Annotated in this window: 11 protein-coding genes; 7 read left to right on the top strand and 4 right to left on the bottom strand. The window is 58.2% G+C overall.

Translation table 11 applies throughout. From position 1 onward, the window contains the following. Window positions 1-217 precede the first annotated feature (217 nt). From GM154_RS08150 to cydB, 4 genes are all read left to right on the top strand, one after another. The gene (locus GM154_RS08150; protein ID WP_219651764.1) at window positions 218-2620 is read left to right on the top strand and encodes a CHASE domain-containing protein; all 2403 of its coding nucleotides are present in this window, start codon (window positions 218-220) and stop codon (window positions 2618-2620) included. 73 nt (window positions 2621-2693) lie between these two features. After that, window positions 2694-4223: a sensor domain-containing diguanylate cyclase gene (locus tag GM154_RS08145; protein WP_074827188.1), complete on the top strand. Its 1530-nt coding sequence runs from the start codon at window positions 2694-2696 to the stop codon at window positions 4221-4223. A 116-nt stretch (window positions 4224-4339) separates the two neighbouring features. After that, window positions 4340-5713, top strand: a complete 1374-nt coding sequence (locus tag GM154_RS08140) for a cytochrome ubiquinol oxidase subunit I (protein WP_010796187.1) — start codon at window positions 4340-4342, stop codon at window positions 5711-5713. A gap of 4 nt (window positions 5714-5717) precedes the next feature. Beyond that, a complete protein-coding gene (cydB, locus tag GM154_RS08135) occupies window positions 5718-6725 on the top strand; it encodes a cytochrome d ubiquinol oxidase subunit II (RefSeq protein ID WP_219651762.1) in 1008 nt (335 codons plus the stop codon). A gap of 51 nt (window positions 6726-6776) precedes the next feature. Here cydB and GM154_RS08130 read toward each other — a convergent pair whose 3' ends face one another. The 3 genes from GM154_RS08130 to GM154_RS08120 form a co-directional block, all read right to left on the bottom strand. Next, window positions 6777-7067 (bottom strand): PepSY domain-containing protein, encoded by a 291-nt coding sequence (locus tag GM154_RS08130; protein WP_010796185.1) that lies wholly within the window; start codon window positions 7065-7067, stop codon window positions 6777-6779. A gap of 346 nt (window positions 7068-7413) precedes the next feature. Beyond that, on the bottom strand, window positions 7414-8376 hold the full coding sequence (locus GM154_RS08125) for a CHAD domain-containing protein (RefSeq protein ID WP_219651760.1): 963 nt from the start codon (window positions 8374-8376) through the stop codon (window positions 7414-7416). A 340-nt stretch (window positions 8377-8716) separates the two neighbouring features. Continuing rightward, window positions 8717-9502 (bottom strand): ion transporter, encoded by a 786-nt coding sequence (locus GM154_RS08120; protein ID WP_219651861.1) that lies wholly within the window; start codon window positions 9500-9502, stop codon window positions 8717-8719. Between the two features lie 157 nt (window positions 9503-9659). On the opposite strand from GM154_RS08120, the gene pap reads away from it, so the two are divergent. The 3 genes from pap to GM154_RS08105 all read left to right on the top strand — a co-directional run bounded on the left by pap (window position 9660) and on the right by GM154_RS08105 (window position 12597). Continuing rightward, the gene (gene pap / locus GM154_RS08115) at window positions 9660-11150 is read left to right on the top strand and encodes a polyphosphate:AMP phosphotransferase (RefSeq protein ID WP_219651759.1); all 1491 of its coding nucleotides are present in this window, start codon (window positions 9660-9662) and stop codon (window positions 11148-11150) included. Window positions 11151-11167: 17 nt separating this feature from the next. After that, window positions 11168-11791, top strand: coding sequence for a bifunctional 2-polyprenyl-6-hydroxyphenol methylase/3-demethylubiquinol 3-O-methyltransferase UbiG (locus GM154_RS08110; RefSeq protein ID WP_010796180.1), 624 nt, complete (start codon window positions 11168-11170; stop codon window positions 11789-11791). A 122-nt stretch (window positions 11792-11913) separates the two neighbouring features. Beyond that, window positions 11914-12597 (top strand): DUF2238 domain-containing protein, encoded by a 684-nt coding sequence (locus tag GM154_RS08105; RefSeq protein ID WP_219651757.1) that lies wholly within the window; start codon window positions 11914-11916, stop codon window positions 12595-12597. Between the two features lie 6 nt (window positions 12598-12603). Here the strand turns inward: GM154_RS08105 and GM154_RS08100 are convergent, their stop codons facing one another. Continuing rightward, window positions 12604-13482, bottom strand: coding sequence for a sugar phosphate isomerase/epimerase (locus tag GM154_RS08100; RefSeq protein WP_150348464.1), 879 nt, complete (start codon window positions 13480-13482; stop codon window positions 12604-12606). Window positions 13483-13656 lie beyond the last annotated feature (174 nt).

Raw genomic sequence — 13656 nt, 5'->3', positions numbered from 1 at the left:
AGCAGTCCGATAGGTGTAGATTACGCACCTTACGCATTCATACCTAGAGCCAATGACGCCTTGTGCGTGTAAGCCTTTGGCTATACCTGTTCTGCGCTCATCTGCATGCCTTACACCGGTCGGCTTTCGCTGCAGGTCAGACCTTAAACTCCATTGCTTTCTGCCGATATGAAGACTGGGTTACCGCCTATCCATCTGACTGTCTCGTTGAATGATCATGTTTCAATCCTCGTTTTCCCTGTGGCTAACCCAGCGCTCCCTCGTACTGGTCTCCAGTGTGGCAGCCCTTGGGCTTACCGTGACGCTGTTTGCCTGGCACATCCTGCAAGGTTCTGAGCAGGAGGCCGCCCGTGAGCGCTTTTCCCGTGGCGCATCGGAAATTACCCGGGAGCTGGATGGCGCAATGGCGCGCTATGAACGCCTGTTGCGGGCGGGGAGTAGTCTGTTCAATGCCGGCGATGAAATTTCCCGACTGGAATGGCGCCAGTTTGCCGAAAACATGCGACTCGAAGAGGATTACCCGGGGATGCAGGGTTTTGGTTTCGCCCCGTTGATTGCCGCTTACGATAAGAGCAGTTTTGAGGAGCGTGTCCAGAAAGAGGGCTTTCCAGGTTACGAGATCAGAACCGGCAGCGGACGCGATACGTTCATTCCTGTTCTCTATATTGAGCCCTTTATGGGACGCAACCTGAGGGCATTCGGGTTCGATATGTTTTCCGAGGCGAACCGGCGAGCGGCGGCCGAACAGGCCCGTGACTCAGGCCAGGTAAGCCTGAGCGGGAAGATCACGCTTGTGCAGGAGACCGAGAACCCTCAGGCCGGTACCCTGATGTTCGTACCGTCCTATTTCAGCGACATGCCGACCCAGACGGTCGAGCAGCGACGCAAGGCCTTGCGAGGATTTGTTTTCGCCCCCTTCAGGATGGGCGATCTGATGACGGCCGCCCTGAAAGACCGTGCCGATGATCTGGCACTTGAAATCTACGATGGTGAGCAACCTGCAGCGGCAAACCGCCTGTATTCAAGGCGTATGGATCTAGTAAGTACCCTGCCAGGTTACATACCCCGCTTCGACAGCCTCCAACATATTGACGTAGCCGGACGGCAGTGGACATTGCGTTTCGTTACCTTGCCTGCCTTCGAGACAGCAGCCCCTGCCAGCCGTGCACAGGTCGTATTGTTCAGTGGTCTGGGACTTACCCTGCTGCTCTGTGTGTTGGTGGCGTCATTGGCCACCATGCGTGCCCGTGCCGAGCAACTGGCAGATCGTATGAGTCGCGCCTACCGGGAAAGCGAAGCGCGGATACGCTCTATTATCGACGGGGCGGCGGAAGGCATCGTGATCACGGAAAGCGACCCGGCCATGACTGTCTTGAAAATCAATCCAGCAGGTGAGCAGATGCTGGGTTTGCCGGCTGCTGAGGCCAAGGGGCGCTCGCTGGCGCATCTGCTGGCTATGAAGGGTGATCGCATTTTGAATGATCTGCGTCAGGGTACGACCAGCAGTGTCTGGCTCGACACGCAATACGCGTCGGCAAAAGGTCAGTGCCGCAGCCTGAACATGGCCATTACGGTCGCCGAGCAGGATGGAGTCCAGCGTTTGATTGTGCTGATCAGTGACCAGACTGACCTGCATCAGGCACGGCAGCAGGCTCTGATGACAGGTGCTCTGAACGAGGCGATCCTGCTGCATTCGCCGTTCTGCATCTTCTCGACCGATCCTGAGGGCCGCCTGCGTACAGTTAATCCGGCCGGTGAGCGGCTGCTGGGCTACTCCCGGGCAGAGCTGGTCGAGACGCAGTACATCAGCGACCTGCTGGATGCCAATGAGCAATCGGTCAAGGCCGAGCAGCTGAGCCAGGCGCTGGGCCGTACGGTGACGGAGTGGGAGAGCTTTGTCAGGCTGGCGCAGGAAAAGCCCGAGGAGGAACACGAATGCGGTTTTGTCTGCCGTGGCGGGGTAAGGTTACCCGTCAACCTGGCAGTGACGGCGTTGCGTGGCCAGACGGGCCAGATCACGGGGTATCTGGGGATTGCCTACGACATTACCGAGCGCAAGCGGGCCGAGGAGCTGATGCGTTATCAGGCTCTGCATGACGGTTTGACCGGCTTGCCCAATCGCACGCTGATGGCCGACCGGATGAGCATGGCCATCGAGCGGGCCAAGCGAAATCAGGAGGTCTTGGGGGTCATGCTGATGGACCTCGATCACTTCAAGGAGATCAACGACACCCTGGGGCATGACGTGGGCGATGAAGTCCTCAGGCAAGTAGCGCATCGCCTGAAGAGTGCTGTACGCCAGAGTGATACGGTGGTCCGCCTGGGGGGCGATGAGTTTGTTGTGCTGTTGGGTGATTTGAAGCGGATCGAGGATGCCAGCAATGTCGCCACGAAGATCCTGAAGACCATTGAGGCTGACCTGATCATCGGGCCGCACCGCCTTTACCTCTCTACCAGCATCGGTATCGCTCTGTATCCGGAGCAGGGTGTGGATTTGGACGAGCTGCTCAAGAATGCCGATCGGGCCATGTATGAGGTCAAGCGGCGCGGCAAGAAGGGGTTCGCGCTGTCCCAGACCTCATTGACACCAGAAGATCAAATAAAACAGCGGCTTGTCTGATGACCTTTGGCTATGATTGAAACACTGCGGTGATGGGTTCGCCGTCGTAAGAAGATTATAAGGATAGCGAAGCATGCCAGACCCCCACGAGATCTCGAAGAGGGCCAGCCGATGGCCGTCACAGCGTCTCGCGCTCGGCTTCGTGATCCTGGTCTGCCTGTCCCTTTTCAGTCTGGATATCTGGCAGGCCTTACGGGGGCGGGGCGAGCGGCTTCAGGAGGCCGAGGTCGCCACTTCCAACCTGGCACGCTCACTGGCGCAACATGCCGATGATACGGTCGAAGAGGTCGATATTGTTCTGGCCGGCATTGCCGAGCGACTAGCCTGGGATGGAATCGAAGAGACCAACCGGGTCCGCATGAAGGCCTGGTTGCAGGATCGGATAAATGCACTGCCCCAGCTGCATGGGTTGTTCATCTACGACCAGGACGGGCGCTGGATCGTCACCTCGAACAGTCACGATCCGGTAAACATGAACAATGGGGATCGGGAATATTTTGCCTATCACCGTACCCATAAGGACCTGGGACCGCATATCGGGCCGGTCATCCGTAGCCGCACGACAAACGAGCTGGTGATTCCGGTGTCTCGGCGGATCAATCATCCCGACGGGCGCTTCGCCGGCGTCGCGCTGGCAACATTGAGAGTCGAGTATTTCAATCGTTTCTACGCAGACTTCGATATCGATCAGCAGGGGACTATCTTCCTTGCCCTCCATGACGGAACCATACTGGTGCGCCGCCCGTTTGACGAAGCCTTGATCGGCAAAAGCCTGGCCAAGGGGCGTATCTTCAGCGAGCTGCTACCGGTCTCAGCAACCGGGACGGGCATGGTGAAATCCATTGTGGATGGGGTCGAGCGTATGTCGGCCTACCGCAAGATGGACAAGTACCCACTGGTGGTCATGGCGGCTGTTTCCAAGGAAGCGGCCCTGGCGTCCTGGTACAAGGACATGAGCCGGTCGTTTATTACCGGGATTCTGCTGATTGCCGTAGCCGGGTTCGGATTGGCCCTGATTCGGCAGATCCGTATCGACCTGGAGACGGAGCGGGCGCTACGTGAGTCGCACCATGCGCTGGAGAAAATGGCCATGGAAGACAGCCTGACCGGGCTTGCGAACCGGCGGCAGTTCGACATGGCCCTCAAGGCCGAGATCAGCCGGGCCCGGCGGGCGCAGACGTCGCTGGGCATCATCATGATCGACATCGATCATTTCAAGCGCTACAACGACCTCTATGGTCATCCAGCTGGCGACGAGTGCATCAAGGCCGTAGCGGAAGCCGTGCTGTCCTGTACCCGTCGCGCTGTCGACTTGGCTGTCCGCTATGGGGGCGAAGAGATTACAGTGCTGCTCCCGGATACAGACGATGCCGGTACCCATCAGGTGGCCGAAAACATGCTCAACGCTGTTCGCAAATTGGCGATCCTGCATGAGGGTAATGAAAACGGCCGTATCGTCACGATCAGTGCCGGTGTCTTCAGTTGTGTTCCCAAGGGCAAGGGGGCGACCAGCCAGCACTTGATCAAGTCAGCCGATGAGGCGCTCTACGCCGCCAAGGCGGCCGGGCGCGACCGGGTTTATCCTCCGCTAAGCAAGATGTGAGGCGCTGGGTCAGTATTAAAATGGAATTGAAACGCCATCCCTGTTGTCGCAATAGCGAGGTTTGAAGCCGAGCGGCCAAAGCCTCTCGCTTCGTAACGCTTGCCCTTCAGGTTTTTATGGACGTCACTGATCCCGCCCTGCAGATCGCCCGAGCCCAGTTTGGCATCACTATCGGCTTTCATATCGTGCTGGCTGCGTTCAGCATCGGACTCGCCAATTTTCTCATGGCCCTGGAAGGGCTCTGGCTGTGGAAAAGACAGCAGGCCTATCTTGATCTCTATAAGTTCTGGCTAAAGATCTTTGCGCTGAACGTGGCGGTCGGGACCGTATCGGGTGTGGTCATGGAGTTCGAGTTCGGGACTAATTGGGGGCGCCTTTCGACTCAGGCGGGCTCGATCATCGGCCCGTTGATGTTCTATGAAGTCATGGTGGCGTTTTTTCTGGAGGCCGGTTTCCTCGGCGTCATGCTGTTTGGCATGAAGAAGGTAGGCCCCAAGCTCCACTTCTTCACAACCTGTGCGGTAGCGGTGGGTTCGCTGTTCAGCGCTTTCTGGATTCTGGCCGCCAACTCCTGGATGCACACGCCTGCCGGTTACTCCATCGGGCCGGATGGCCGTTTCGTGCCGGAAGAGTGGCTCGCCATTATTTTCAATCCCTCCTTTCCTTACCGCTTCGTTCACATGACCTTTGCCGCCTTTCTAGGCACCGCTTTCATGGTGGGGGCTGTTGGCGCCTGGCATCTGCTGCGCGATGCGTCGAATCCGCGGGCGCGGATCATGTTTTCCATGGCCATGTGGGTAGTAGCCATCGTTGGGCCGCTGCAGATCATTGCCGGGGATCTGCATGGGGAAAATACCCTGGAACATCAGCCGCAGAAGGTCGCGGCTATGGAGGGGTCGTGGAACCGACCGGCACCGGGGGAGGGCGAGCCGCTACGGCTGTTTGCCGTACCGGATATGGATCAGCAGCGTAATCATTTCGAACTGGCGATCCCGCATATCGGCTCCTTGTACCTGCGCCACAATTGGACCGGCACCATCCAAAGCCTGAGCGAGTTTCCGGCCAGCGATCTCCCTCCAGTCCCTATCGTATTCTTTGCCTTTCGGCTCATGGTAGGGCTGGGCCTGCTGATGGCGACCGTCGGCATTGCCAGCCTGATCGTGCGTACGCGTGGACGCCTGTACACCGCCCGCTGGCTGCACTGGATCGTGCTCCCGATGGGACCGGCCGGCTTTATCGCCATGCTGGCCGGATGGGTCGTGACCGAGACCGGGCGACAGCCATTCACGGTCTATGGATTGTTGCGCACGGCTGACAGCAGTTCGGCACAGTCCTTTTCTTTCGTCATGACCTCAACCTTAAGCATTCTGGCTGCCTATGTGATCGTCTTCGGGATCGGGCTTCTCTACATGCTTCGGGCCATGGCCAGGGCACCCAGGGCTGATGAAAAGGGCCCCGAACCCTCCCTTGCCAACGAGACCGGTGAGTAATTCCATGTCCGCCGATTTGATCCATCAACTTTCTGCCGCGGCGCTGGCATTCGCCATCATCACTTATGTGGTGCTGGACGGGACGGATCTGGGTGTCGGTATTTTGTTTCCGTTCCACAAAGAGACGCAGAGCCGCCATGTCATGGCGTTTTCCATTCTCCCCATCTGGGATGGCAACGAGACGTGGCTGGTGCTGGGTGGCGGCGGATTGCTGGCTCTGTTTCCCGCGGCATACAGCATCTTTTTTACCGCCATGTATGTACCCATTATTGCCATGTTGCTGGCTCTGGTGTTTCGGGGCGTATCGTTGGAGTTTCGTGACCGCGCAACTCCGGCACATCGGCGCTGGCATGATGCGGCATTTGCAGGGGCGTCTACGCTGGCCAGCCTTTGCCAGGGCATTGTCCTGGGTGGGTTGATTCAGGGGATTCCAAACGATGGCAGCCGGTACACGGGTAATGGCTGGGACTGGCTGAGTGGTTTTACGCTGACCTGTGGCATCGGCCTGGTGGTGGGATACGCGCTACTGGGAGCCTGCTGGCTGGTCTGGCGCACGGAGGGTGATTTGCAGGCTCGGGCCCGAAAACAGGCATCGCTGTTGGGTGGGTTCACCTTGCTGCTCATGGGGCTGGTCATCGTGTGGACCGCAGGACTTCACCCCCTGTATCGGGAGCGCTGGGCCCAGGGCGAGTGGGTGATCCCCCTTCTAGGACTGATGGCGCTTCTGGCGCTGGCCTTCTGGAAGGCATTGCCGTGCCGCATCCATTATCTGCCCCTGTTTGCTGTATTAGGCTGGTTTATGGTGGCGTACGCCGCCTTGATTCTGGCCTTGTACCCCTTGGTCATCCCGCCTGCGCTGACCATTTTTCAGGCATCGTCACCGACCGCGAGCCAAGCGTTCATGCTGACTGGGTTTGCCGTACTGATTCCGTTCACCCTGGCGTACAGCACGTACGGCTTCTGGGTGTTCCGCGGCAAGATCCGTCCACGAGAAAAGGCTGATGGAGAATAGGTTTCAGCCCTGCAAGAGACCAAGTTCTACGCAGGGCTGGTAAACAGCGGATCAATCGATCGTCTTACGACCTACTTCTTCACGATCGATTTCTTCCTGGATGATATTGCCGGTACGGGGATCGGCCCGGAAACGATACTTCTCCGAGTTGAGCTTGAGGCCCTTGCCAACCCATTCGCCATTTTCGGCATCCAGGCGGCTCACGGAGGTATAACCGCTTTCAATGATCTTGGCTTCGACTTCTTTCTTGGGCATCCAGTCCGCACCAGGCTGATCGGCCCAGGCGAAGCCAGTGCCGGCAACCGACAGCAACAGACCTGCAATCACGTGTTTCGTCTTCATGGCACACACCTCAAGGAAATAGGGGATGGCCGCCGCACGGGCTGGCACGTCTCGTCCAGCATGCGTCATGCACAAAGTGTTGATTTGTGACGGTCGGCTTGATCTGGCCATATCTGAAAGAGTGCAGGCGCTGTTGCCGCTCCCTTTGATCTTTTTGCCTGGCTTGACCGACCATCCCGCATCGAACACTAGCTTCGAAGCGCACCGAGGAAGACAAGTTCCAAGGCTAATTGAAGGAAATGTGCCCGTTAATGTTGCGAAATTTGCAGAAAAAGGCAGGAACATGTCTAGCTCGGGCCAGAGCGGCGATTAGCTGCCCTGACCCGCATGAGGCGAGTCGATCCGCTTATGCGGTGACCGGCTCGACCAGATAGGGCAACAGGCCGGCTGGCTCGTGTTTCTTGGCTTTTTTAGCCTTGCTCGGCATGGCTGTGATGTTCCACAGCTTTTCCCAATGCTCCAGGAGCGCGTCCGGCTTATCTACGTAAATACGCTGCCCCAGCTCCATGGCCTTGGCCTGTAATTGCGCGCGGTGGACAAGAATGCTTTCGTTGATGGCCTGACGTGTGCTGACGGCACCAAACAGATCAGACTCCTGCTCGAGCAAAAGCTGCATCACCGCCAGGTCGTGGTCATCACCCAGATAGGCAGACAGCTTTTCCAGGCACTTCTGGCGTGATTTGAAGTGCTCTGGCCAGGCGTCCATCAGCAGCTGTGTGTGATACCAGTGATCCTTCACACGCTTGCGCCATTCGTGCAGGGTTTCGTCAGTGGCATTACTGCGAGCGACCTTAAGTGCCAGACGGCCGTCTTTGTAGGTCTTGAGAATGCCGCTTTCCAAAAGGCCAAAGTCTTTGCCTTTGAACTTCCAGGTAGACACCTTGTACTTGGCGTCTTCCAGTTCTTCCACCAGATCGGCATGGGAACTGGCTGCCTCGCCTTGGGACGCCTTTTCAGCCCGCTCGACGAGTCGACCCCTGACGCGCTTCATGGCCGGTGAATTGAAGCGCTTGCGGTTGGTTTCGGTCAGGGCATCCCAGCTTTCGATGACGGCTGCGGCATCACGCAGGCTGGACAAGCCCTGACCGAGATCGCGAAAGCGAATGTTTTGAGCCGTGAAGACTTTTTTGCCTAAGGGTTCGCGCACCAGTCTCAGCACGGCGCGGATTTCTTTTAGCCGCTTGCGGGCGTTGTGCACGCCTTTGGCCGAGCCTGCGCTCAAGGATTCCTGGGCTTTTTCTATCCGTTCAACCACTACACGGCGGATCTCATCGTCAACCCGCTTACGCGCTTGAATACGAAACGACATTTCCCTCTCCTGTAAGGACTTGGTGCTCAGCTGAGCATATCGCCTCCGAGAGTATCGGGGGCATTGCTGGCGAACCAGTGGCGTCGATCAATCTTCATCAAACTGTCATATAAGCCTGACAATAGTTAAAGATTTGCCTGTGCGTTTCGCTGTCAGCCAAGCGGTGGGTTCAGTAAAGATGAGTGAAAAAGCAGGGGGTTAGTTCGGCCCTAGAGCGTGTGGCCGTTCACGCCGGGGAGTTTTACCGCTAGAGATCTAGCGTGCTGATAAAGACGCCAGTCCAACCGACGCCCATCGACGTTTTCTTTGTAATGCCCGGTCAATTCAGCAGGGCGCAGCCTTAGCTATCCTTCGTCGGATCCGGTATTTCCGCCGCGCGGGTGGCATGCAGTTCCTGGCGCAGCGTTCGGACTTCCTCGTGCAGTTCATCTACTTTGGCCATTAAGGCACGCATCATCTCGCGGTCAGTGTTCTGCTCGTGGGCGTCCTGCTCATCCTTGTCCGTCAGAACCAGCGAGCCGATGTACGCGGCAAAGCTGCCGAATAACCCCACGCCGCCAATCATTAGCATGACAGCCACGATGCGGCCTAGCGTTGTGACTGGATAAAAGTCGCCATAGCCTACGGTGGTCACGGTCACAAAGGCCCACCAGAGCGCTTCTTCGGCAGTGTTAATGGAGCTTTCAGGGTTGGGTGCTTCGACCATTAGCATGGTAATGGCACCAAATGCCACCAGAAGCAGGGTCGCCGTGGCGGCCGATGCAACAATGCCTTCGGCGCGATTGCGAAACAGGAGTCGCCAGATCATCGCAAGCGACTTGATCGCACGCAGGATGCGCAAGATCTGCACCACGCGGACCAGCTTGGCGCCCTGAAAACCGGCTGCGGGAATACAGGCCAGCAGATCAAGCCAGCCCCAGCGCATGAAGTGCCATTTGTTGGGCGCTGCGCGAAAGCGCAAACAGAAGTCGATGAAGAAAAAGACACAAACCCCATTATCCAGATAACCGAGCAACTGCGAGACTTCTGGCGGCAGGGCAAAAAACAGATCGGCTACCAGTGAGCCCAATACATAAAACGACAAGACCAGGATCAGCAGTTGAAAAGGCGTAATGTGTTCTTTCATGAAGCGTCCGGTAATTACGGTATCTTGAATGTAGGGGTCGTTAGACCCGGTAAAGTCACGTTCACTGGAACGAACGACCCGCATCGCTTGGGTTCCAATACAAGACGATTACTGTGCCATACGCGCTTGAAAGGCTGGGCTGACAGGGGAGAGCCGCATGTTTGAATCCGCCGAAACCGATCACGTCATCGACAGGGAAACCTACGAGGCGGCTGTACCAAAGCTGCGTCAGGCGCTGCTGGATGCGCAGTATAAACTCAAGGAGCAGGGGCGGTTTCCGGTCATTCTGCTGATCAATGGCGTAGAGGGTGCCGGCAAGGGCGAAACAGTCAAGCTGTTGAGCGAATGGATGGACCCGCGCCTGATCCAGGTCGAATCCTTTCTGGAGCGAACCGAGGAAGAGCGGCTGCGCCCACCGGCCTGGCGCTACTGGCAGCGCCTGCCGCCCAAGGGGAGGATCGGCATTTTCTTTGGTAACTGGTACAGCCAGCTCCTGCACGCCCGCGTGGAAAAACGCATCAAATCGGCTGAGCTGGAGGAGGGCATCGGCGACGCCGAGCGCCTGGAGCGCATGCTCAGTGACGAGGGTGCATTGATCCTCAAGTTCTGGTTTCACCTGTCCAAGAAACAGCTCAAGCACCGGCTCAAGGTCCTCAAGGACGACCCATTGCATAGCTGGCGCATCAGCCCGCTGGACTGGCAACAGTCCCGGACCTACGACAAGTTTGTCGAGCACGGCGAGCACGTTCTGCGGCGGACCAGCCGCGACTATGCGCCCTGGTATGTGGTAGCCGGTTACGACGAAAATTACCGCAGCCTGATGGTAGGCAACATCCTGCTCGAAGCCTTGAACGGCGCGCTTGAGCGAGACGCACAGCCGCCCCGCAGCCCACACACCGCTCCACTACCGCCTAACCTGGATGGACGTGGCGTGTTGAGCAGCCTGGATATGTCCCAGTTCCTTAGCAAGGACGAATACAAGGAGCAGCTTATCGCCGAGCAGGCACGGCTGGCCGGACTCGTGCGGGACAAGCGCTTCAAGCGTCATGCGCTGGTCGCCGTGTTCGAGGGAAACGATGCCGCTGGCAAGGGCAGCACGATCCGCCGGGTAACCGGTGCGCTCGATCCTCGGCAATACCGTATCATTCCCATTGCCGCGCCGTCTGAAGAGGAGCGTGCGCAACCCTATCTGTGGCGATTCTGGCGGCATATTCCACGATTAGGCGGTTTTACCGTCTTTGACCGTTCCTGGTATGGCCGCGTGCTGGTAGAGCGGGTAGAAGGCTTTGCCAGCGAGGCGGACTGGCTCAGGGCTTACAGCGAAATCAACGATTTCGAGGAGCAGCTGACAGATGCCGGTATCGTACTGGTCAAATTCTGGCTGGCCATCGATTCGGATACGCAGCTCAAGCGCTTCAAAGAACGTGAGGAGACCCCGTTCAAGCGGTTCAAGATCACTGAGGAAGACTGGCGCAACCGTGACAAGTGGGATGTGTACAGCGCCGCAGTCGAAGACATGGTCGCGCGCAACAGCACCGAAATTGCCCCTTGGACACTGGTCGAAGCCAACGATAAACGCTTCGCCCGGGTCAAGGTATTGCGTACCATCAACGATGCCCTGGAAGCGGCATTTGAACGAAACCGTTGATTGACCTGGACGACGCCATGACCTTGCCTGATGAGCTCGAACGAATCACTGCCCTGACGCTGGCGGACTACGACCAGACGGCCGAGCGTTTTCGCGAGGGCACACGAGATCATGATGTCAGCCAGAACATCGAAGCGCTGCTCAGGCATTTGGAAGGTCAGGCCCCGCAGCGCATTCTCGACTTTGGCTGTGGGCCGGGTCGGGACCTGAAAACGTTCACGCGTCTGGGGCACTCTCCCGTGGGCATCGACGGGTCTGCCGAATTCGTAGCCATGGCTCGCGCCGATTCGGGGTGCGAGGTCTTGCATCAGAACTTTCTTGCCCTGGATCTTCCGCCAGCGCATTTCGATGGGATATTTGCCAACGCCACGCTGTTTCATGTCCCGCTCAGCGAGTTACCACGCGTACTCAAGGCGTTGCATGCCACGCTCAAGCCGCGCGGCGTGCTGTTCAGCTCCAATCCGCGAGGTGACAACCGCGAAGGCTGGAATGGTCGGCGCTATGGTGCCTACCACGACTTCGACAGCTGGAAGCGTTATCTAACCGACACGGGGTTCGTCGAACTGGAACACTATTACCGGCCCGCCGGTTTGCCTCGGGAGCAGCAGCCTTGGCTGGCGTCGGTCTGGCGCAAGGTATAAACGTAACGTAACGAATTGAGTCTGCCACCGACCCAACGCTGGCTTCCTGCGGTCTACCGTTCTGTAATGCGGTCTGCTCCTCGCAGGCTGGCCTGACTGCGGAACGACGTAAGGCGGATGGAATGACTCAACACAAATGGCTGCTTCGATCACTCGTCCTCATCGTATGTGCGGCACTGGTCGCCTCCAGCATCACGCCCTATGACCGCACGACATGGCTGATGGAAATCTTTCCGGTGCTGATTGTGCTGCCGCTGCTGATCACCACGCATGAGCGCTTCAGCCTCACACCGCTGCTTTACATCCTGATTACGATTCACGCCTTGGGGCTGATTGCAGGAGGCGCCTACAGTTACGCCCGCGTGCCCCTGGGGAGCTGGATTCAGGAGTGGCTGGACATGGACCGTAATCCCTATGACAAGCTGGGGCACTTCATGCAAGGATTCGTGCCGTGCCTGCTGGCTCGCGAGATCCTGATCCGTGAGCGGCAGGTGTCCGGTTACAAGATGCTCGCGTTTCTCTGCGGGTGCGTGGCGGTGGCGGTCAGCGCCGTCTACGAGATGATCGAGTGGTGGGCTGCATTGGCGCTGGGGCAGGGCGCAGAGGAGTTTCTAGGTACGCAGGGGTATGAATGGGATACCCAGTCCGACATGTTCTATGCCCTGATCGGTGCAACAGTAGCGCTCGTGACCTGCTCGCGGTTGCAGGATCGCCAGATTCGCCAGCTGGAAGCCCACCGGCCGACACCCTCAGCCGCCCGACCGCCTTTGGATCGGCCGGCGCCCCGACACGAGCAGGCCCCCTGAGGGTTCCTAGATGCCCAGATTAGCCAACGCATCTCCTGTGGCCCAGGCTTCTTCGAAGCGGGCCTTGCTGCGAAGAATGGCCTGCTCAAGCGCGTCATCGTCCTCCCAGAGCGCGCCGGGTACATCAGACGAGAAAATTTCCAGAACGTAGGGCCCGTCGTAGCCGGTTTCATTCACGGCAGCGAGCAGGCGATTGACCGGAATGATGCCATCGCCCAGGGTACGACGATCAAAATAGGACCGCGGGCGCTGCCAGTCGGAAAGCTGGGTCAGAAAAATTCGGTCACCCGCCAGTCGAATGGCGTCGGTGAGGTCTGCATCCTGCCAGCTGTTATACAGGTCCAGGCACAGCCCTACATTCTCTCGTGCCACCGCCTGCACCAGCTCATACCCCTGCATGAAGGTATAGAGAATGCTGTCGCGGCTCATCATGGGCGGGCTGAGCGGCTCGATGGCAATGCTCAACCCTTTGTCCGCGGCGTGATCGGCCAGTTCGCGGTAGTGCTTTATGCAGCCCTCCCAGACTTCCGCCTCGTTGCCGCTCTGGCCGAGCGCGCCGGTATTGGTAATGACCGGAATGCCTGTGCAGAAGGGGGCGAAGCGATCAATCGTAGCCTTGATCAGGGCCGTACGTTCAGCAGGATCAGCCGGTTCGAGTGCACTGGTCGCCGGATAAATCGTACGGACTTCAGGCTGCAGCGAGACGGGCCTTAACCCATGCGCATTCAACTGAGCGAATTGTTCGGCGAGCTTGCCGTCGTCCTTGTCGAACTTCATTTCCGCCAGCTCGATGTCGGCGTTGAGATGGGCAAACAGCTCCAGGTCACGTGTGAGTGGCCAGGGTGTGGTGGTGAGTTGACTGATGGCGAAGCGGGGTGTGGTCATAAGGCCTCACACGATCATAGGATAAATGCACCCGCTCTGGCATAAGGCTTTTAGCCAGATCGGCACCGTTCTGGTGTGAGCTGTAAGGGCATGCCGGGGTTCCTGACTCACAGGCGACAAGAGACCAATGGCGCCATTCTTATGTATGCCTACCTGTGCACCTGTGATCGACGG

It is taken from the genome of Pseudomonas sp. MAG002Y (genome assembly GCF_019400845.1).
In the GTDB taxonomy this organism is placed as follows: Bacteria; Pseudomonadota; Gammaproteobacteria; order Pseudomonadales; family Pseudomonadaceae; genus Chryseomonas; species Chryseomonas luteola.
This window is presented reverse-complemented; position numbering and strand designations above follow the sequence as displayed.

Bases quoted from the DNA above. Each gene is read 5' to 3' on its own strand.
- GM154_RS08150 (WP_219651764.1), top strand. From the start codon at position 218: ATGTTTCAATCCTCGTTTTCCCTGTGGCTAACCCAGCGCTCCCTCGTA.
- GM154_RS08145 (WP_074827188.1), top strand. From the start codon at position 2,694: ATGCCAGACCCCCACGAGATCTCGAAGAGGGCCAGCCGATGGCCGTCA.
- GM154_RS08140 (WP_010796187.1), top strand. From the start codon at position 4,340: ATGGACGTCACTGATCCCGCCCTGCAGATCGCCCGAGCCCAGTTTGGC.
- cydB (WP_219651762.1), top strand. From the start codon at position 5,718: ATGTCCGCCGATTTGATCCATCAACTTTCTGCCGCGGCGCTGGCATTC.
- GM154_RS08130 (WP_010796185.1), bottom strand. From the start codon at position 7,067: ATGAAGACGAAACACGTGATTGCAGGTCTGTTGCTGTCGGTTGCCGGC.
- GM154_RS08125 (WP_219651760.1), bottom strand. From the start codon at position 8,376: ATGTCGTTTCGTATTCAAGCGCGTAAGCGGGTTGACGATGAGATCCGC.
- GM154_RS08120 (WP_219651861.1), bottom strand. From the start codon at position 9,502: ATGAAAGAACACATTACGCCTTTTCAACTGCTGATCCTGGTCTTGTCG.
- pap (WP_219651759.1), top strand. From the start codon at position 9,660: ATGTTTGAATCCGCCGAAACCGATCACGTCATCGACAGGGAAACCTAC.
- GM154_RS08110 (WP_010796180.1), top strand. From the start codon at position 11,168: ATGACCTTGCCTGATGAGCTCGAACGAATCACTGCCCTGACGCTGGCG.
- GM154_RS08105 (WP_219651757.1), top strand. From the start codon at position 11,914: ATGACTCAACACAAATGGCTGCTTCGATCACTCGTCCTCATCGTATGT.
- GM154_RS08100 (WP_150348464.1), bottom strand. From the start codon at position 13,482: ATGACCACACCCCGCTTCGCCATCAGTCAACTCACCACCACACCCTGG.